A 19,420-nucleotide genomic window follows, 5' to 3' on the forward strand; every position below is an offset into this window, starting at 1 on the left:
ATTCCTCCAGTTTTATAGTTGGTTCCAAATTTTCACAAGAAATTCCTTAAGCAATTGTTTTTCTTGATTGTTTAAAGGGGTGAGTACTTCTAATTCCGTTTCCATTAGAAATTCCCAACGTGAATCTAAAACTTGAGTCCCTTTTGATGTGATTAAAAGACTATAGGATCTTCTATCATTAGGATTTCTAGTTCTCTCTACAAATCCTAAAGTTTCTAGGTGATCGATATGGCTAACCATAGTCGTCCGATCAATTTGTAGATTTTCGGAAATATCCTTTTGTGAAGAATAAGGGTTTCCGCTAATAAATAAAAGGACTCCATATTGTCTAGCATTAATTTTATAAGGGGTCAGTCCTTCAGCAAATTTAGTTTCCATTTGTTGAAGAACTTTTCCTAGTAAAAAGCCATAAGATTGATTCCATTTTTCCAAGTGTAATATTCACCTCCTGGATTAATCAGTTTTACTAATAATCAGCATAACTGATTAATTGTTAAAATTCAAGTACTTACGTTCGTATATAAAATAAATAGTCAGTTAAAGTTTTCCTTTTATCAAATAAATTTTTTAAGATAAGGTATTTTAACTAGGGGGGACGACTTCTGATTCTCTTTTTTATGTCAATAAATGACGAAAAAATATAAATTTGTTAACGATTTCACTAAGACAAAACCAGCCAATAGTTTGTCAACATCTTTTAATAAAAACTAAAAATCTATAATGGTATACTAAAAATATGCATGCCAAATAACCTTCCTGTATCCTTAGTTTGGAAGGTTTTTCATAGTCTTGATTGGTTTGGTTACTATGCAATATCTTGGAAAGTGGTTCTGTTCTTTAATAGGGCAAATATCCAGTGTAAAAGTTTATTTGCACACGCAATTACAGCTACTTTAAAAAGTTTACCTTCACTACGTTTCTTATCGTAAAATTCTCTTAATCTCTTGTTTCTAGGGATTATTTCATCAGTAGTTTTCTTTTTACGTGAGTCTCGTATTCCAGATCTCACGGCCATGTACTAACTTATGGGAACAATAATGAGATCTTTTTTCACGTATTATATTCTATATATTTAGTATTTAAACCAAAAAGGTGTACATTTTAGTACATCTTTTTGGAGAGAAAATAGATGAGTTTACAGGATATAATATGTAAATTTAAGTATGTTGAACTGATTATTTCATCCATTTTAATAACTTTAAAAACCACTGATATTTACAGTGGTTTTTTATTTATGTCTTAACTGACTTCAAAAATGTGCTATTAACTAGAACATTATATAGAGTAGTGCTCAGACAATTTAATTAAAAACTCATATTATATTCGTATACAAAATACTTCCGAAAGGAGTAGATAGATGAGTTTATTAAATTTAATCACTAATAGTGGATTTGAAACAGGAAATTTAAATGGTTGGGTTTTCCCTGAAAATTCCACTGTTACAAATCAGTATTCTCATTCGGGAACATATTCTGCTTTGCTTGAACAGGGAATTGAACCGGCCTATATTGGAAAATTTGTCCCTGCCGGAACGGGGGAGAATTTAGAACTTATTGTATCTTTAGCTAAGGATAGTAATTTACAGGCTCCTGCAGTGTTAATTCAAGTTTTCTTTTTTGGACAAAATTTTGAGCTTATAGGAACTGGTTTATCGACCTATCTTCCAGCTAACAGGCTACCAAATGCACAAACTAGCGATTGGCAAGAAGTATATTTAACAACTAGTACAGCACCTGCGGGTACTACTCAAGCATATTTGCTTATAAACTAAATACCGTTAGCAGTTGCTTCTAATATTTTAATTGATGATGTAGCGCTGCTAACTGCCACTGGAATAATAGGACCAACGGGTCCAGCGGGACCAACAGGAGCAACAGCACTTAATGATACTTTAAAAGAATTGCAGAATTCTAACCTAACAATTGCAAAATCAATTAATAACGAAAATAAAGAAAACAAACAATAAATACTTATTTTTGTTACTGGTATTGTTGTATTGGCACTAATAACTCTAAGTATCATCATCAGCCGAATGATTGTTCGTCCTATTAAAGAGGTTAAAGGCTTACTTATGGAAGCTGAAAATGGTGATTTTAGTGTTAAAGGTAATTATGCATCTAAGGATGAAATTGGCGATCTCAAAAGGAACTGCATCCTCGCTTGTTCCTATTGCGTTCAGCTTTTCTGGACTGCTTGTGGAGATTGTCTTTAATCCTCCGAGTATGTCCCCGTTTCCAAGAACAAAAAGTCCTATGATAGGAATTAACGTACATATGGCAATGAGACCAATGCCGATTAGACTGTCAGATACAGCGATTGCCTTCATTCCTCCAAATACTGCAAACAATGCTCCAATGATTCCTATAACCCAAACCATAGTCCATACTGACTGAGTGTAGGATAAACCAGTTAAGTTAGGAAGATCAAACAGTTTTAACACTCCGAGTGCTCCAGAATAAAGGGTTGAGGGAATTGTTACCAAAACATAGCCAAGCATAAACAGTACTACCACCATTTTGCGCACATCTTCATCAAAACGGTCTCTCAAAAACTGTGATAATGTAGTAAAAGCAACTCCTAAATAACGCGGCAACAGGATGAGTGCCATGATAATGATGGCCATAACAGAGGTGACTTCCCAAGCCATACTGGTCATGTTTCCTCCGTATGCTTGTCCGTTAAGTCCTACCATTTGTTCGGCTGACAAGTTATTTAAGATGAGAGCGCTTGCAATAAATCCACCAGACATTCCTCTGCCTGCAAGAAAGTAACCCTCAGTTGTGTCATTAATACCTCTTGATTTCCGATATGTATAAACTCCGATAATTGCAATAAAAAAACACTCGATAATAAAGTGAACCAAATGCTGCTGTTTCCTTCCATTCCATCAATTCCTTTCATCCAAATCCTAAGTAGGTTAACTACTCGCTTAGTTCTGCAAGCAAAGAGAAGATACTCAACATAGTAAGGTGAAAGGCGAAAGATGTTACCAGATCTATATTCAACGTTAGCGATAGCCCTTTATATATACTTGTATTAATAAAGGCTATTCTTTATTTGATATTAAAGTTTAAAGACAAAGGTTTCTTTGCATTTATGTAATAGCACTGTATTTTGGTTCCTTAGTTAAATAAACTGTTTTAATGACCACCTGTAGGGTGGTTATTTCTTTTTAGAAGTGAGCAATCTCATGGTAGGTATTGACAGAATCATTTATATTAGATATATTGTGTATACACGATAATCACAATTTAATGAGGAGGGATGTATAGAGTGCTTGCATTGGACATTCGAAACGTAAATAAGAGTTACCAAAACTTTCAACTTAAAAACGTATCATTCCAACTGGAGAAAGGCTATATTATGGGTTTTATCGGTGCTAACGGCGCAGGGAAGACCACGATGATAAAATCAATTTTGAATATGACCCACATGGATAGCGGGGAAATTCACATATTGGGGAAAAATATGGTTGAGTACGAACTTGAGTTGAAGCAGGAAATTGGATATGCCATGGGCGGCGTAGACTTTTATACCCGAAGCAAAGTAAAGGCCTTGACTGATGTAATTAAGAGGTTCTATGCCAATTGGGATAATGAAACGTACAGCAATTACCTTCGGAAATTCAAGTTGGATGAAAACAAAAGGATTGCCGAACTATCGATGGGAATGAAGGTGAAATACAGTATTGCCATTGCCTTATCCCATGGGGCAAAACTTCTTATTCTTGACGAACCGACCAGCGGGCTTGACCCGGTTGCAAGGGACGAATTGTTGGATATCTTCCAAGGACTCGTCGCTGACGGAGAAATTAGTATTTTGTTCTCGACCCATATTACTACAGATTTAGAGAAATGCGCTGATTTTATAACCTTCATTGAAAATGGGCAAATCGTCCGCAGTGGTGAGAAGGAAGAGTTTAAAGAGTCTTATCTTATTCTAAATGGTGCCACAACTCAACTGCACCAAGTGAAGGACAGATTGATCTCCTATAAGATAAATTCATTTGGATTTACGGGTTTGATTCTTGCAAAAGACTACGATTTCTCATGGAACATGAAGGCAGTAACACCGAGCCTTGAGGAGATTATGGTTTATTTTGCGAAGAAGGAGGTTGTGTATGTATAATCTGGTGATGAAAGATGTTAGATTGGCTGTCCCACCCTTTTTTTTCCTGTTTCCTTTCTTGTTTGGTGCTTTAATGCTCATTCCGGGTTGGATTTACTTTATTGTCCTGCTATATTTCTGCTGGATTACGATTCCGAATGTGTTCAACCAATTTAAAGCGCAAAACGATTTGATGTTTACGTCCGTGTTACCCGTTGCCAAAAAAGATATGGTAAAGGCAAGGATAATCGTTATCGTCGGCTTAGAGCTGTTGCATATTGTGACTGCGGCGATTTTCGGTTCCGTTTCCCTGATTTTATATCCAAATGTAACCTATTATTTCTTCCCACCAAATATGGGTTTCTGGGGCTTAAACCTTATCATGCTTGCAATTTTTAACATCATCTTTATCCCGATGTTTTATAAGACGGCTTATAGATTTGGCTTTGCGCTGTGCGCAGCTGTTACGGCCGCCATGCTTTTCGCCGGAATCTCGCAATGGCTTGGCATTCAAAATCCTATATTGAATGGTATTTTCTATGGAACCGATGCACAAGAAATGACGCTTCAAACATTCATTTTAATTGCTGGAATTTTGGTCTTTGCGTTGCTCTCCTTCATCGCCTATCGGCTTGCGGTCAAACGATTCCTTCGAGTGGAAATTTAATGAACATCGCAATCTCGAACGCATCTGACAAACCAATTTATCAGCAGCTTTATGAGCAAATTAGCTCCCAGATTCTAAAAGGAGAGTTGGAAAACGGCTATTGTCTCCCACCGATCCGACAAGCAGCTAAGGAGCTTACCATCAGTGTGATTACCGTTAAAAAGGCTTGGGAAGAACTAGAAAGATGCGGGTTGATCCATACCATAAAGGGAAAGGGTTGTTTTGTCGCCGAACTATCCAATGATATAAAAATGCAAATTCGTAATGAAATGATTCTTAATCAAATGGTTCTCGATACCTCCTACTACAAATCCTTCGGCCTTACCTTGGATGAGGTGTTGGAGATGATAAAGAAGGTATATTAGGGAAGAGGGGGGAGCTGTAGCAACAGCTCCCCCCGTTTTTTGTGATATGCACAATGCAGTGAACCTACCATAAGTAGAATAAGCGAGTGTGATATATATTTAAAGAATGACGGAGATTAAACGATAAGTTTTATAACAGGGATCTTCAACTATATTTTTTTTGAAGTAGACACGAATAAAAGACTAATTAAAAGATTAGATAGGAGAGGTGATTAATTGGAACTCTTTGATATATAAATACTTTCTTTAAAGGCATAAATTAGGCAGGATACCTTAAATGGCAAAGAGAATAACTCCATTTTACCGAATAAAAGAAAATTGAGTATTTTTCTTTTGAAAATAGCATAGAAGTAATTGTTTAGAGTTATAAGAGGTTAAAGAAAAGCAATACAAGAACATTTCTAAGTTTAGGAGAAATTATTTCATTACAAGCTTTATAGGGATTAGTTGATGGAATCTTAAAAGAATACCCAGAGATGGTTGATAATCTGTCGGTTATACTGGTGCAACAAGTAATTTCGGTTATTTTTAATGAAAGGTGAATTATCAGTAGAAATCCACAAACATGGTTATTGAACACTATTTTTACACCTTATAAAGAACTTGCTAGTAGGTTAATTAAAATGAAGATGAGAGCGGTGATACCATGAAAGCAATTATCATAGGCGCAGGCATAGGAGGACTTAGCACAGCTATTGCTCTTCGGAAAATAGGGATTGACGTGAACGTTTTTGAAAGCAAGGATGAAGTACGTTTCTCAGGTGCAGGTCTTGCAATTAGCGCGAATGCTGTCCGGGCATTGCAGGAGTTAGGTGTAGGTGACCAGGTTGTTCGGGAAGGGAAGGTATTGGAGGAACTTCGTATCCTAACACCCACTGGGAAAGTCCTGCAACGGAAGGAGACAGCGTTAATAAGCCCCAAGTATGGAATTGACAATGTGGCGATTGAGCGTGGAAAGCTCCTGGAATTGCTAATGAGAGCTTTAGGTCAAGAGCAACTTGTCCATACTGGAAAGAATTGTAGGCGTTTTGAACAAAATGCTTTTGGGGTGACAGTAGAGTTTGAAGACGGTTCATCGGAGGAAGGAGATTTGCTAATCGCTGCGGACGGCATTCACTCCACCATTCGTGAGACACTGCTACCTAATGCAAAACCACGGTATGCAGGATATACCTGTTGGAGGGCGGTTGTCCAGACAGGTCCAAATTTGAAGGAATATGACTCGAAATTATTTACAGAAACTTGGGGTCGTAAGGGGCGCTTCGGCTTGGTTCCTTTGCCGGACAACCGAATCTATTGGTTTGCATGTGTTAATGCCAAAGTAGATGAACCTCAATTTAAAACTTTTACTGTGCAGAATTTACTCAAGATTTTTGAAGGCTACCACGAGCCAATCCCTGGCATACTGGCGCAATCGTCTGTTCACCAATTTCTCCACCATGATATTTATGATTTGCCACCAATCGAGCGCTTTGCATTTGGAAACATTGTTCTGCTCGGTGACTCGGCTCATGCCATGACGCCCAATATGGGGCAAGGGGCCGGACAGTCTATTGAAGATGCAGTTATTCTCGCAGGACACTTAAAACGGAGTGCTACAATTAAAGAGGCATTGAAAAGATATGAAGACGAACGAATTGGGCGGACCAGTCTAATTACAAAAATGTCAAACCGAATTGGAAGGGTTGCACAGTTGAATAACCGCGTTTCAGTATCTCTTCGAGATTCACTATTTCCTCATATACCAGCCAAGGTTATGGAGAAACAGTTGAAATATCTGTATGATGTGAAGTTCGAAGGGTTGCTGTAAATAACTTGAATTTAAATTAGCTGTAAACGGGACTGCAGGGCTCATGAAGAACAAGTCTAATCTAAATTCCCTAAAGAGCTTTATGATGATGGTTATATGATATCCATTGGAACAAGTTGCTGAAGCTCACCGCTACATGGAAAAGGGGCACGAAAAGGGTATGTCATTATAACTTTGGCGTTAGATTGAGGAATTGTGTTAATGGGGTCAGGAAACACATATAACTTCTCTTCTTAAACTAACAGGGACGTTAGTTTAACTAGAATTATAATAGACCGGATAATTTTGATCTAATTTTTTCCTCCTAATACGAAAGGAATAACTACGCCTAATCAACCCAATCATTAATTAGGATAAAAAGTCAGCCCATAAAATATTAGTACGAATTAAAAAAACAATTATGATTAAAAAATTCCTTTCTTTTTTAGTACGAGTTTGCAGTGGAAATTTACCTAATCATTGATAGTAATAGACACAGAACAAGCATTAAAGCTAAAATAATGAAACGTAGAAAAATAATGATGGGAAAAGAGATGTAAGGTTGGTGTAATATGAAAGTTTATACAGTACAACGGTTAGAAACATATTACCGAATGAGGGAACAAGGATATTTAATCGGTGATGAGAAGTTCGTTTGGGAAGACTTTAAGAAACCTTACCAATGGATGATGAAGCAAATGGAAAAGAAGATTGAAGGATACAACGGAAAGGACTACCCTATTTGGGTTTGGAAGAGAAAAGTTAATAGAAATGAACATGCTTTGCTTAGTAAAGGGATAAAAGGAGTAATACTTACTTTAGAAATACCTGAAGATAAAATTTTATGGTCTGACTTTGATCATTGGCATTTTGTACTTAATAATGGTCCAATTACAGAGTCAGAGGACGAATGGGAAAGATATTTAGAGGATGAGGAGAGTTATCCTACTGAAGATTCGTGGGAAAAGATTTTTGACTTTAATCTATTGAGAAGTCTCGATAATGACTGGAATGGTAAATTCAATGAAGACTGGATTCAAGGTGTTACACCAAAGATTACTATGAGTATGGTCAAAAAAGTAACAAGATTTATTGCTAAAGGTAGTAAACATTATTAATCCCTTTCTTATTAAAAGTCTTTCTCTCTGTGGATAAAGGTAAAATGCAAATATTTTGGAACAAACTTGGCAGCATTTCTGTATTAAAGGAAAATTTGTAAAATAATATATTTAGGCTATAGTTGAATTAGAGGAAAATCCTATATGTCCAAAATAAATCCGACACGCCCCTATAGATTATATTTAATATTATTATCGCCTTGTGCCAGATAAAAAAGTAAAAGTATATTCGTATTTCAAGAAGCTTAATTGCTACCAGATAAATTTAGCAACAAAACGACCAAAAAGGTAAAAAATTACTTACATAATAATAGTATGTAGTTTAATTAACAGACAAGAGCAGAAGTATAAACAAGAAATATAAAATCTGTAAGTCTGCGTTAAATTCTTATTACCGCTTAATAATTTTGGTTGAAAAAGAGTCTAATCCCTTGGTATATAAAGGATTAGACTCTTTTTTATTATATCCAATTTTATTCTAAGAAGGATTAACGTTTATTTTAGAGGATAACGCTCATTTCTACGTGAAACTGCGTATTTAAGAGAATCATCCCACAAAGCTATTTATTGATTTAAACTAACTGATAATCTCCATTCGTTTGTTTGAAAAATAAACCTTCATTTTTGTAGAACTGATAATTCTATGTATCTCTATATTAATTTAAGTTGCGAACTATGTACAGGAGACAAAGGGTAACAGGGAATTTAGTTTAACAAGGTAACTTAGATGTAATTTTAACTTGTTGAGTTTTTTACGATAGGAGGTTCATCTTTCTTAAAAAATAGATAATTTCAGTTCGTGAAAATGGGGTAGCATCAAACGTAAAAAAGTATTTTTAATAGGTTAAACATGTAGCCAACAGGATTAATGTATACCTTTCTTGAATAAATTAAAATAGGTGAAAAAAGGGGGATATATATTAATATGAACGTTTACAGCAATGGTGTTATCAAACAAATGGAATTGGCTGTTAACTCTATAATTAAGTTAATAGACACTATAAGTGAGGAAGAACTGAATATAAGGCCGACTGCTGGTAAATGGTCAATTGGTGAGCTACTTTCACACATATCTGTTTTATGCAAAGCAGATTTTTTAATCGGTGCTGGTGCTTCAGAAGAGGAATTAGACCATTTCTATGTAGATTCTGAACCAGAAGCTACTAAATTAGCAATAAAGGAAGCCCTTATTAACAATTTTAATTATTTAAAGGAAGGCGTAACATCATTACGGGAAGAGGAGTTGTTACGTGAAACCACTTCTTTTTATGGAGTAAAACATTCTAGATACGAATGGCTGTTGGATACACAGGCTCATCTATTTCATCACCGTGCACAGTTACACTCATTAATCGTTCATGTATTGAAGCGTGAGCCGAACGTCCAATTATTTGAGTAAGGAACGATTGCTATCGGGTGTTATAATTTGAGATACTTGCGGAAATTCTCTCAATAAGGATAAACAAATAGTCCTAAGGGGAGCATTAAACAGAGCAGTGTTAACACTTTTTTTGGCTTTAATTTACAGTATTCATGGAATAAATTGTCCAAATGTCGCATTCTGGGCAGTTTAGTGAAAGAATAATTAATAAACTCTTGCCCTACCAATATGGAAGGGCAAGAGTTTGTTAATTCTTTTTAGCAATTTCGTTCCTATTAGGTGCAAGTGGTGGTTGTTCTAACCATTTATTTTTCACCATAAGATCAAACCAATTTTTGGTAACTAAAAGATTTTGTAGAATAGTCTTCTCATAAGTGGCTACAAGATCTGTTCTCATGGCTGAAGCCAAGCCAGCGCCATGATAATTTTGGGCAGCTTGAAATAAAAAACCCATATGGAAAAGCATTAACTTATCTGAAAATGGTGAGTCAGTAGAGGTGGTAACTTCTGTTTCCAATGATTTTGGAACGGGTAAATTATCCGCTTGAAGTATTTTTGCTAATGCTTTTATTTGGCCATCTGCTGTCTTTTCTGACTCAGTTAGAAATTTTCTTACTTCTTTAGATTCTGCTACCTGTGAGAATGCAATGGAAAGAGTTTTAGCCATTATACTTTTCTTAAGGTTCAAGGAAAGACTTACAATTTCTGTAGCGGCAAGCATTCTACCTTTTCCCAAAAAACCATCACTAAAATCTTTACTGCTAATAAAAGTTGGGTGTTCGTACGAATAGTATAGTGGATCCCTTTGAAATAAACCTTTCTCAAGCAATAACTCAATTGTTTTATGATACATTTTATTTCCTGCAGTACTACATGAATCGTAAAAAGTTCTCAAATCTTTTCTGACTGAAATACATAGTGCTGTGTTATGCCCTAAAGTTCCATGTATAGTCATGATGTGTAAATAATTTAGGCAAAATGCATCTGAAAACAATTTCTGTTTTCCAAGATATAAGTCAGTTTCATTAAATCCAATGGGAACAGGAAATCCTTCTTTAACGAAGAAATTACCAATTTCGTTTTTTTGTTGGCCAAATGTCTTAATAGCGATATTAAATAGTTCCTTTATTGCTTTATCTTCTATAATGGAAAACATATACTTATTAATAATATTTGTGGCTGTTCCATTTATATACTCTGCCCATAAGGAACCTATTTCAGAAGAAGTAAGGGCTGGTTTTTCCATAAAAATTCACCTCCATCATAATATTTCCAAATGTATTCAGAATATGCTCTGTACTAAAGCCCAAAAAATTAAAGATTCCTATGTGGAAAATTGGAGGGATGGCTGCTAGGCAATAGTCTTTTTTAGAAATGCAGCCAGCTTATTTGTGCTTCAAGCGGTAAGGTAATCAAGTATTTTAGGGGACACTTTTTCTTATGTGATAACCAGGCAAGCATTTCGCATATATAAGACGTAAGTTAGTGTTCAATAAAAAATCTTAAAAAACTGGTAAAAACCGATGCTATATCCTAAGGATTTTACCAGTTCCAGCTTTTACTTGAAGATAATATGATTGTGGTTCCTAAATGCCTTTACTTAATAAAGTCAGCCATTAATTCCTTGACTATATCTTCGCATGTCTTTACATCCTTAATGAGATCAATAGCGGTATTTACTGAAACAATCCCCGCATCCATTTTCCCTTCTAGCATTCCAGTGCGAATGCCACCGTCTTCACTTATTTTTTTATTCACTAGATCAGAAGGTAACCCATTTTTGTACAAATTCTCGTATTCTTGAGCTGCTTCATTAGGTATGGAACGTTGGTTGGCAGAAACTGAAAGAAGGTCAGTACCTTTTGAATGAATAATTTGTTGCTTTGTTGTATCTGAAGCAGGGCATTCATTGGAAACAATAAATCGAGTACCCACATAAACGCCTACAGCTCCAAGAGCAAAAGCTGCTCTCACACCACGGATATCATTAATTCCACCTGTAGCAATTACGGGTATATCAACTGAATCTACAATAGTTGGAACAATGGAAAATGTTCCAATTGCTTGTTGCGGAATAACACCACCTTCATCATAACCTGTAGCTATAATGATATCAGCGCCTGCTTCTTCGGCAATTCTTGCAGCTTCAGTTGTAGGAGTTAATTCACGATGGATTATTACACCTCCTTGATTCTTGATCTCTTTAAATACTTGACGATTTACATTTCCAACTGTTACAAAATATTTAACACCCTCATCAAAAGCTACATGGAGAGTAGTTCGAACATAAAATCCGTTATCGTCCATTCCTTCTTCAGGTAGGATAATATTTACCGCAAATGGTTTATCCGTTAGTGATTTAATTTTTCGTATTTCATTACGGATTCTTTCCTCCTTGTTAATTTGTCTAGCTCCATCTTTCTTTGGTCCAGCGTTGGGACCTAATACTCCCATTCCTCCTGCATTCGAAACAGCAGCAACCATGTTTGCGTTTGTAATCCAGTTCATGGCAGCTTGCACGATAGGATATTTTATACCGAGTATCTTACATACTCTATTGTTATTCATCATTATCACTCTACTTCCTTTATAAAAATATTTGATCTGTATCAGAGTATAAACTCTATAGTAAGAATAGAGTCAATAATTATTTGTTGAATATGCAAAAAATCATATGAAAAGGATATGGGGAATGACGAGAGTGAAAGGAAACAAATTATTGACTTTCTAAATGGTTGTATTTATATTACAAAAAAGAACAAAATGAAAAGTAGCTATAGAATTAAGTTGATTTGCTTCTAAAGAGGATAGAAAGGGAATTTTAAAATGAACGAACATTTTTCAATCGGGGAAACTGCGAAGCTGAACAATATTTCTATTCAAACATTGCGGTACTATGATAGGCTAGGAATTTTTAAACCGGATTATACTGATCCGAGTAATGGATATAGATACTATCATATTAGTCAATTCTTTTATCTTGATATTATAAAATATTTAAAAAGCATACAAACTCCATTAGAAGAAATTAAACAGATTATCCTAAATACACCGCAAGATATGCGAAACTTTCTACAACAGCAAGAGACTGTAATTGAAAATGAGTTTAAAAAATTGCAAGATGCAAAATGCATATTAGAGAAGAAAAAACGTCAACTAAACGAACAGTTAGAAATTTGCGGGAAAGAAAGAGGAAAAGTCTATTACCGTACGATAAAAGAAGAACGGGTTTTAATTATGCCTACAGTTTCACTCACTCCTTATAATGGTCGTCCAGGTCTTTATGTTAGAAAGTTGGCTAACGTATTAGAAGAGAAGGGATGTATCATAGATAATCAGTATGGATATATCTTTCCTTTGAAATCATATAAAGATACTCCCATTAACTATGAGTTTATTTATACATCAGTATCAGAAGAAAGTCTAAATATAGAAGCACCAATGACCCTAGATACAATTACCTCAGGAGATTATGTTTGTATTGCATTTGATAGAACAGAGAATAATAATGAGTACAATCATTATTATCAAATGCTCTATCATTATATTGAATCTAATAATATTCAAACCGAGGGGAAGGTTTATGAAGTTTCTCTTCCTACAAATTATAGTTCATTAAAAGAAGAGGCATTTCTTATTGAATTGAGAGTAAAAAGAATACATCAGTAAAAAAGGTCCTACTGTATGGTAGGAGCTTTTTTTATTTTTTTGGTGGATGTAATAGAAGGGAAGAGGTGAGATTGCTATACATAACGTATGCTGTATTGGGATACATAAAAAACAGTTGACCCTATTCCTACTATAGGGTTTATGATTTGGTTCGTAGAGCGCTACTAAAAATAGAAAAGACATTTAGGAGGTACTATTTTGAATATACTAGAGAATAATAAAGAAATTGTTAGAAAATTTATTACTGAGGCTTTACCAACTAACGATGTAGATTACGTTCGTCAAGTTGTATCAAAGGTTGCTGTTACCCATAGAGCTGGCTTTGCCGCACTTTATGAAGCTACAGGTGATGCAATTCCGAAAAAAGGAAACTTCTTAGAGTGGATGACAGAAGGTTGGGCTGTACTGCACGGTGCATTGAGTGAGCAAAAGGTGGAAATGAACTCCATTGTTGCAGAAGGAAATAAAGTCATTGCACAATTTCATTATTATGTAACTCATAAAGATACATTCGTTGGAATGCCTGCTACTTATAAAAGAATAGAGTGGGATGAGGTGGGTATCTTTGAATTTAATGAAGCTGGACAAATAACTGATATGTGGTATATGTGTGAAGAAATCAAATTGGCAATGGAAATAGGCTTTAAGCTAGAAAAATAATAGTTGTCCATAAATATTAGTAACTGTTATTGCTAATCTATTATGTACAAAATGTGTTTGTAGTAAAATTTTATTTTCTGCCAAAAAACCTGCTAAGCAACTCTTAGCAGGTTTTTTGGCAGTGTTACTTTGTTTTTCTATTGTTAAAAACTGTAATATTGGCTTTAGTATTGCAGATTATGTTGTGCTTACTATCTTTAGCTCTAGTGAATATGAATTTCTACCAATCGGTCCCTTGATGTAAAATGAGATAAAGTGAATAATCTGTCTGGGAGTGAAAAAGGAATGCTTATTGAACAATTGGAAAATAAAATAGAATTTACTTCTTCTGAAATACAAATAGCGAATTATATTCTTGAACACGCCTTAGAATCGGTTGAATTAACTGCTGAAGAACTTGGTAAGAGATCGTATACCAGCAAGGCCACTGTTCTTCGGTTTTGTAAAAAGTTAGGAATTTCTAGCTATAATGAATTCCGTCGAAAACTAGAACTTGAAATAGTTGAAAAGGAAAGACTAATTCAAATTCTAGAAAAGGAACCTTTTAATAAAAACAGTTCGGTTAAGGAGATAGTAAATATTGTTCCTTCTGTGTATGACAAATCAATTACTAACACTAAAATGATGTTAAATTATAACTCATTAAATAGAGTTATCAATCAATTAAAAAAAGCAGATAAAATAGATATTTATGGTCAGGGAATAACGTATAGTTGCGCAACAGCTGCTATGTTTAAGTTTCTTTCTATCGGTATTGAGTGTTCAGCACAAACAGGTATTAATGAACATTACATAATGGCTACTAAAAAACATAAAAATAGGGTGGCGATAATTGTATCTTTTACAGGCGGGAATCCTGCCATGATTAAAACTGCAAAATATCTTAAGGGAGTAGGAACCTATATTATTGGAATCGGTGGTGCTGAGTCCGATAACTTGAAAAAGGAATGTAATGAATATATAGAGATAAATTCAAAACAGCTTATCATGAGTATGGAGGTGCTGACACCATTCATTTCCATTACTTACATCTTTGATCTTTTGTTCTCTGCACTTTTAATCTCTGATTTTGACAACAATTTAGAATATGCCTTAGACGTTATTGATTATGAAAAGAGAAAAGAAAAAGATAACTTTTAAAAGTCATTTGATTTAGTCAAATGACTTTTTATTATGGACCAGGAGTGTCAAAGGAGATGTTTTAAATAGAGCTTTTTATGAACTATGGGACCGATATCCATTAAATCTAATGTATTCTGAATTATTTTTCGATATTATCTAACTAATATAAAAGCGCTTTTATAAAGATCTTTCCCAAACTGGTTAACGGGGGTTATTAACAATGAATGATAAGCAACTAGCAGAGGAGATTCTCAGATTTAGCGGTGGTGAAAGTAATATTAAAGGAGTTACTCATTGCGTTACTCGTTTACGTTTATCGGTAAATGACACAAACGTAATTAAAGTGAATGATATACAAATATTGCCTGGTGTGTTGGGTGTCAACATAGTCGGAAATCAACTTCGAGTAATCCTTGGAGGAAAAGTTTATGCAATATATGATGCTTTTCTTCCGCTTGTAAACGCATCAAGTTCTAATGGTGAAGGCAAGGGGGGCAATAAAGAAAGTCTAATTAGTCGGTTTTTAGATACACTTTCTGGTATTTTCACACCTATTATTCCCGCAATTATTGGAGCAGGCTTACTTAAAGGAATAATGATATTTTTAATGTTCTATAATATTGTATCTACTGAAAGTGATATCTATAAATTTTTAAATATTTTTTCAGATTCAGCATTCTATTTTATCCCACTATTATTGGCCTTCAGCACAGCAACAAGATTCAAGTGTAATCCTTATGTTGCTGTCGCGATTGCAGGTATTTTAGTTCATCCTAGCTTAATAACTATGATGAATGAATCTAGTTCACTGAAGTTTATTGGAATTCCTATTACTAATGCAAGTTATGCAAGTAGTGTACTGCCAATAATTTTAGGTGTTTGGCTTATGTCTTATGTAGAAAGATGGTTAACAAATGTTATTCCTAAAATTTTAAAAACAATATTAGTTCCTTTATTGACTGTGCTTATTGTTGCACCAATTATTTTAGCTGTATTAGGTCCGATTGGAACAATAGTTGGAAATTCAATAGGTCAAGGATTTATTGATTTTTACTTAAACTTTGGCATACTTGCTGGGGCTGTATTAGGTGCTGTTTATCCATTCCTTGTTATCTTAGGTATGCATGTCGGGTTTACACCAGTTATGGTTCAATCACTATCAAAGTTTGGTGTGGATTATATGATGGCACTTTTTGTTGCAGCTAATTCTGCTCAAGCAGGAGCAACTTTTGCCGTATACACAAAAACCAAAAATAAAGGATTCAAGGCTTTAGCAGGTACTGCTGCTTTAAATGCATTTATAGGAATTACAGAACCAGCATTATTTGGCGTGACGACCAAGCTGAAGAGACCTTTAATTGCTGTATCAATAGGTGGTGCTTTAGGAGGAGCAATTGCTGGTGCCTTTCATGTTCAAGCATCTGGTATGGGAACAGGTCCTATTGCAGGTATTCCGTTATTTTTAGGTCCAACCTTTATCTATTTTGTAATAAGTAGTCTTGTCTCCTTGGTAGTGGCCTTTATTCTTACATTAGTAATTGGTTTTGATGATATCCCTGAAGAAAATACAACTACAAATACTAAAAAGAGTGAAAATCATAAACGTGCTGTAACAGAAACCGAAGAGAAGCAGAAGATTTTTAGTCCATTATCAGGAAGCGTCATACCACTTGATCAAGTAAATGATAAAGTCTTTTCACAAAAGATGATGGGGGATGGTATTGCGATTCGTCCAAATATCGGAAAAGCAGTTGCACCTTTTGATGGGGTTGTTGAAATGGTGTTTGATACTAAACATGCGATTGGCTTAAAAAGTAATAATGGTTGTGAACTGCTAATACATGTCGGCTTAGATACTGTTGAATTAAAAGGTGAATTCTTTATATCACATGTAACTAATGGTCAAGAGGTTAAAGCCGGTGATTTACTGTTGGAGTTTGATATAGAGCAAATCCAAAAAACTGGCTATGATACTACAACACCAGTGATTATTACAAATAGTAGCGCCTTTGAGTTTGTAACAGGTTCAAACAAAACAGAATCAAATTCAGGTGATGTACTTTTTGAGGTAGTTGCTGCACACTGAAATGTTTATTTACCTTATTGAACAAACATTTACAACTTAGACAAAAAGAAAGAGGGTAAAAAGAAATGGCAAAAGAATTAAAAGCAGGATTCCCTAAGGATTTTCTCTGGGGAGGAGCTTTAGCAGCTAGTCAATGTGAAGGAGCATCATTAGAAGATGGGAAAAAGTGGACAACAGGTGACGCAATGCCGTATGGGGTATTTGGTGATGTTGTCATCCCTCCCCCTGAAAATTATTTAAAAAAGGAAGCTATCGATTTCTATCATCGTTATAAAGAAGATATAACGTTATTTGGCGAAATGGGTTTTAAGATTTTAAGAATCTCGATTTCGTGGGCAAGGATTTTTCCTAATGGCGATGAAACAGAACCAAATGAGAAGGGTTTAAAATTCTACGATGATCTTATTGATGAACTCCATAAACATGGAATAGAAGTTATGGTTACACTCGTCCACTTTGAAATACCGCTGTATTTAGCAACTGAATATGGCGGTTGGACCAATCGGAAGATGATTGATTTTTATCAGCACTTTGTAGAAACAGTTTATATTCGTTTCAAAGATAAGGTAAAGTATTGGCTTACTTTTAATGAAATAAACGTAATCTTAGATGCACCTTTTAACGGGGGAGGAATTCAAGGAAAGCCAGAAGAAATTGATAAATCTATTCTTTATCAAGCTATTCATCACCAGTTTGTAGCAAGTGCTTTAGCTACAAAAATTGGTCATGAAATTAATCCGGAATTTAAAATTGGTTGTATGGTTGCTAACAGTCCATACTATCCTTTAACACCGAATCCAGATGATATCCAAGAAGCATTAAATCGTGACCGGGAAACATTATTCTTTGCTGATGTACATGCCCGTGGACAATATCCTGGATATATGAAACGTTATTTTAAGGAAAATAACATCCACATTGAAGTAACTAAAGAAGATGAAGAATTAATGAAGCAGCATACTGTCGACTATATTTCTTTCAGTTACTACATGAGTTACTGTGCGACTGCTGATCCAGAATTAAATATTCAGGAACTTGGAAATGTGAAAAGTACGGTGAAAAATCCATACCTTAAAGCAAGCGACTGGGGATGGCAGATTGATCCGAAAGGCCTAAGATATGCGTTAAATCAATTCTACGATCGCTATCAGCTACCATTATTTATTGTCGAAAATGGTTTAGGTGCAGTTGATGAACTAGTTCCTGATGAGAAAGGAAGTTACACAGTAATTGACGATTACCGTATAAATTACTTGAAGGAGCATCTTCAGCAAGTATCTGAAGCAATTAAAGATGGTGTTGAGCTACTAGGATATACAAGCTGGGGGCCAATAGATATTGTAAGTAATACTGTTTCTGAAATGAAGAAACGATATGGTTTTATTTATGTAGATAAACACAATGATTGCAGCGGGACGCTTGAACGTTACAAGAAGAAAAGTTTTGATTGGTATAAAAATGTAATTGAGTCTAATGGTGAGTCTTTATTTGAAGGTTTAGAAAGGGTGGATAAAAAATGAGTAAAAAAACAATAAGAATTTTATTACCACAATGGCAAGGTGGTAATGACCCGAGATATGCTTTTGGAGCTGAATTATTAGCACATATTGCACCTAAAAGTAAAACAAGCGAGACTTTTGAAGTGGCAGTAGACAAAGACTTCGGAAAAAAATTAGAAGTTGAAAATGGCGTTATTGGAGAGCAAGTATTATTTAAGCAAATGGAAGATACAGCAAGAATTCTAGACGAACAGCAACCTGATAGAGTTATTATTTTCGGAGGTGATTGTTCAATAGATCAAGTTCCTTTTGATTATCTAAATGGAAAATATACAGGGAAGCTGGGGGTATTATGGTTGGATGCGCATCCCGACGTTTCAACACCAAATGATTGGCCAAATGTTCATGCAATGGTATTAGGCAATTTGCTTGGAAAAGGAGCACCACGATTTGCATCGAAAGTAAAAAATCCAATCTCAACAACCCACGTAATGTATGCGGGATTAATAGAGAAGAATCTGGGTGATAAAGAAGAAAAAACAGTAAAAGAGTTGAATTTACAATTTGCTGGTCCAGATGAGTTAAGGGACAGCAGTCAGCTAATTATTGATTGGATCGAAAAGAATCAAATTGAATATTTAGCTGTGCACTTCGATTTAGATGTTTTATCACCGACAGATTTCCGTTCTATTTTACCTGCTGAACCATATTTAGAAAATTTTGAGCCTGCAATCGGCGAGATGACGCTTGCACAAGTAGTTCGAATTTTAAAAGATGTTTCAACAAAAGCAGAAATTGTAGGTCTTGGAATTGCTGAACACTTGCCTTGGGATGCTATTAACCTTAGAAAGGCACTATCTGAAATATCTATCTTTAATGACTAAGCAACGGAAAAATCGACTAAGAAATTTAGTCGATTTTTTCGAAAGAAATTTTGATAGCCAGAAGAGGAGCACT

Annotated in this window: 18 protein-coding genes and 2 pseudogenes; 14 read left to right on the forward strand and 6 right to left on the reverse strand. The window is 35.0% G+C overall.

From position 1 onward, the window contains the following. Positions 1-12 precede the first annotated feature (12 nt). Both ACLIJJ_RS25000 and ACLIJJ_RS25005 read right to left on the reverse strand, forming a co-directional pair. Positions 13-432, reverse strand: a complete 420-nt coding sequence (locus tag ACLIJJ_RS25000) for a MarR family winged helix-turn-helix transcriptional regulator (RefSeq protein WP_233317993.1) — start codon at positions 430-432, stop codon at positions 13-15. 373 nt (positions 433-805) lie between these two features. After that, positions 806-1,018, reverse strand: a pseudogene (locus tag ACLIJJ_RS25005) (IS110 family transposase); the annotation flags it as partial. Positions 1,019-1,357: 339 nt separating this feature from the next. Here ACLIJJ_RS25005 and ACLIJJ_RS25010 point away from each other — a divergent pair. After that, positions 1,358-1,771, forward strand: a complete 414-nt coding sequence (locus ACLIJJ_RS25010; protein WP_411411851.1) for an NTTRR-F1 domain — start codon at positions 1,358-1,360, stop codon at positions 1,769-1,771. Here the strand turns inward: ACLIJJ_RS25010 and ACLIJJ_RS25015 are convergent. Then, positions 1,768-2,025: a hypothetical protein gene (locus ACLIJJ_RS25015; protein ID WP_411411852.1), complete on the reverse strand. Its 258-nt coding sequence runs from the start codon at positions 2,023-2,025 to the stop codon at positions 1,768-1,770. The genes ACLIJJ_RS25010 and ACLIJJ_RS25015 overlap by 4 nt on opposite strands. 46 nt (positions 2,026-2,071) lie before the next feature. On the opposite strand from ACLIJJ_RS25015, the gene ACLIJJ_RS25020 reads away from it, so the two are divergent. Continuing rightward, positions 2,072-2,212, forward strand: coding sequence for a hypothetical protein (locus ACLIJJ_RS25020; protein ID WP_411411868.1), 141 nt, complete (start codon positions 2,072-2,074; stop codon positions 2,210-2,212). A 75-nt stretch (positions 2,213-2,287) separates the two neighbouring features. Here ACLIJJ_RS25020 and ACLIJJ_RS25025 read toward each other — a convergent pair. Then, positions 2,288-2,749, reverse strand: a pseudogene (locus ACLIJJ_RS25025) (sodium:solute symporter family transporter); the annotation flags it as partial. A 524-nt stretch (positions 2,750-3,273) separates the two neighbouring features. On the opposite strand from ACLIJJ_RS25025, the gene ACLIJJ_RS25030 reads away from it, so the two are divergent. The 6 genes from ACLIJJ_RS25030 (at position 3,274) to ACLIJJ_RS25055 (ending at position 9,445) form a co-directional block, all read left to right on the forward strand. Then, positions 3,274-4,128 (forward strand): ABC transporter ATP-binding protein, encoded by an 855-nt coding sequence (locus ACLIJJ_RS25030; RefSeq protein ID WP_411411853.1) that lies wholly within the window; start codon positions 3,274-3,276, stop codon positions 4,126-4,128. Beyond that, entirely contained in the window at positions 4,121-4,774 is a 654-nt protein-coding gene (locus ACLIJJ_RS25035) for an ABC-2 transporter permease (protein ID WP_233317985.1), read from the forward strand. Before ACLIJJ_RS25030 ends, ACLIJJ_RS25035 begins: the two co-directional genes overlap by 8 nt. Further along, on the forward strand, positions 4,774-5,139 hold the full coding sequence (locus ACLIJJ_RS25040) for a GntR family transcriptional regulator (protein WP_233317983.1): 366 nt from the start codon (positions 4,774-4,776) through the stop codon (positions 5,137-5,139). The genes ACLIJJ_RS25035 and ACLIJJ_RS25040 overlap by 1 nt, the downstream gene beginning before the upstream one ends. A gap of 646 nt (positions 5,140-5,785) precedes the next feature. Beyond that, complete coding sequence (locus ACLIJJ_RS25045; protein WP_411411854.1) at positions 5,786-6,949, forward strand: FAD-dependent monooxygenase; 1,164 nt, start codon at positions 5,786-5,788, stop codon at positions 6,947-6,949. Positions 6,950-7,500: 551 nt separating this feature from the next. Then, positions 7,501-8,046: a DUF3841 domain-containing protein gene (locus tag ACLIJJ_RS25050; RefSeq protein ID WP_233317978.1), complete on the forward strand. Its 546-nt coding sequence runs from the start codon at positions 7,501-7,503 to the stop codon at positions 8,044-8,046. Positions 8,047-8,971: 925 nt separating this feature from the next. Continuing rightward, entirely contained in the window at positions 8,972-9,445 is a 474-nt protein-coding gene (locus ACLIJJ_RS25055) for a DinB family protein (RefSeq protein ID WP_411411855.1), read from the forward strand. Positions 9,446-9,674: 229 nt separating this feature from the next. Here the strand turns inward: ACLIJJ_RS25055 and ACLIJJ_RS25060 are convergent, their stop codons facing one another. Next, positions 9,675-10,673, reverse strand: coding sequence for a DUF3231 family protein (locus ACLIJJ_RS25060; protein WP_411411856.1), 999 nt, complete (start codon positions 10,671-10,673; stop codon positions 9,675-9,677). Positions 10,674-11,023: 350 nt separating this feature from the next. Next, entirely contained in the window at positions 11,024-11,998 is a 975-nt protein-coding gene (locus ACLIJJ_RS25065; RefSeq protein ID WP_233317971.1) for an NAD(P)H-dependent flavin oxidoreductase, read from the reverse strand. A 255-nt stretch (positions 11,999-12,253) separates the two neighbouring features. Between ACLIJJ_RS25065 and ACLIJJ_RS25070 the strand changes: the two genes are divergently transcribed. From ACLIJJ_RS25070 to ACLIJJ_RS25095, 6 genes are all read left to right on the forward strand, one after another. Beyond that, on the forward strand, positions 12,254-13,096 hold the full coding sequence (locus tag ACLIJJ_RS25070) for a MerR family transcriptional regulator (RefSeq protein WP_233317968.1): 843 nt from the start codon (positions 12,254-12,256) through the stop codon (positions 13,094-13,096). Positions 13,097-13,294: 198 nt separating this feature from the next. Continuing rightward, a complete protein-coding gene (locus tag ACLIJJ_RS25075; RefSeq protein ID WP_411411857.1) occupies positions 13,295-13,756 on the forward strand; it encodes an ester cyclase in 462 nt (153 codons plus the stop codon). Positions 13,757-14,041: 285 nt separating this feature from the next. Beyond that, on the forward strand, positions 14,042-14,896 hold the full coding sequence (locus tag ACLIJJ_RS25080) for a MurR/RpiR family transcriptional regulator (RefSeq protein ID WP_233317964.1): 855 nt from the start codon (positions 14,042-14,044) through the stop codon (positions 14,894-14,896). A 202-nt stretch (positions 14,897-15,098) separates the two neighbouring features. Next, positions 15,099-16,964, forward strand: coding sequence for a beta-glucoside-specific PTS transporter subunit IIABC (locus ACLIJJ_RS25085; protein ID WP_411411858.1), 1,866 nt, complete (start codon positions 15,099-15,101; stop codon positions 16,962-16,964). Between the two features lie 65 nt (positions 16,965-17,029). Beyond that, a complete protein-coding gene (locus tag ACLIJJ_RS25090) occupies positions 17,030-18,484 on the forward strand; it encodes a glycoside hydrolase family 1 protein (RefSeq protein ID WP_233317958.1) in 1,455 nt (484 codons plus the stop codon). Then, on the forward strand, positions 18,481-19,347 hold the full coding sequence (locus tag ACLIJJ_RS25095) for an arginase family protein (protein ID WP_233317956.1): 867 nt from the start codon (positions 18,481-18,483) through the stop codon (positions 19,345-19,347). The genes ACLIJJ_RS25090 and ACLIJJ_RS25095 overlap by 4 nt, the downstream gene beginning before the upstream one ends. Positions 19,348-19,420 lie beyond the last annotated feature (73 nt).

It is taken from the genome of Niallia laureatilytica (assembly GCF_046613985.1).
Lineage (GTDB): Bacteria > Bacillota > Bacilli > Bacillales > Cytobacillaceae > Niallia.

Excerpts from the sequence above, each read along its gene's own strand:
- ACLIJJ_RS25010 (WP_411411851.1), top strand. The coding sequence starts at position 1,358 with ATGAGTTTATTAAATTTAATCACTAATAGTGGATTTGAAACAGGAAAT.
- ACLIJJ_RS25015 (WP_411411852.1), bottom strand. The coding sequence starts at position 2,025 with ATGATGATACTTAGAGTTATTAGTGCCAATACAACAATACCAGTAACA.
- ACLIJJ_RS25020 (WP_411411868.1), top strand. The coding sequence starts at position 2,072 with ATGGAAGCTGAAAATGGTGATTTTAGTGTTAAAGGTAATTATGCATCT.
- ACLIJJ_RS25035 (WP_233317985.1), top strand. The coding sequence starts at position 4,121 with ATGTATAATCTGGTGATGAAAGATGTTAGATTGGCTGTCCCACCCTTT.
- ACLIJJ_RS25040 (WP_233317983.1), top strand. The coding sequence starts at position 4,774 with ATGAACATCGCAATCTCGAACGCATCTGACAAACCAATTTATCAGCAG.
- ACLIJJ_RS25045 (WP_411411854.1), top strand. The coding sequence starts at position 5,786 with ATGAAAGCAATTATCATAGGCGCAGGCATAGGAGGACTTAGCACAGCT.
- ACLIJJ_RS25050 (WP_233317978.1), top strand. The coding sequence starts at position 7,501 with ATGAAAGTTTATACAGTACAACGGTTAGAAACATATTACCGAATGAGG.
- ACLIJJ_RS25055 (WP_411411855.1), top strand. The coding sequence starts at position 8,972 with ATGAACGTTTACAGCAATGGTGTTATCAAACAAATGGAATTGGCTGTT.
- ACLIJJ_RS25060 (WP_411411856.1), bottom strand. The coding sequence starts at position 10,673 with ATGGAAAAACCAGCCCTTACTTCTTCTGAAATAGGTTCCTTATGGGCA.
- ACLIJJ_RS25065 (WP_233317971.1), bottom strand. The coding sequence starts at position 11,998 with ATGATGAATAACAATAGAGTATGTAAGATACTCGGTATAAAATATCCT.
- ACLIJJ_RS25070 (WP_233317968.1), top strand. The coding sequence starts at position 12,254 with ATGAACGAACATTTTTCAATCGGGGAAACTGCGAAGCTGAACAATATT.
- ACLIJJ_RS25080 (WP_233317964.1), top strand. The coding sequence starts at position 14,042 with ATGCTTATTGAACAATTGGAAAATAAAATAGAATTTACTTCTTCTGAA.
- ACLIJJ_RS25085 (WP_411411858.1), top strand. The coding sequence starts at position 15,099 with ATGAATGATAAGCAACTAGCAGAGGAGATTCTCAGATTTAGCGGTGGT.
- ACLIJJ_RS25090 (WP_233317958.1), top strand. The coding sequence starts at position 17,030 with ATGGCAAAAGAATTAAAAGCAGGATTCCCTAAGGATTTTCTCTGGGGA.
- ACLIJJ_RS25095 (WP_233317956.1), top strand. The coding sequence starts at position 18,481 with ATGAGTAAAAAAACAATAAGAATTTTATTACCACAATGGCAAGGTGGT.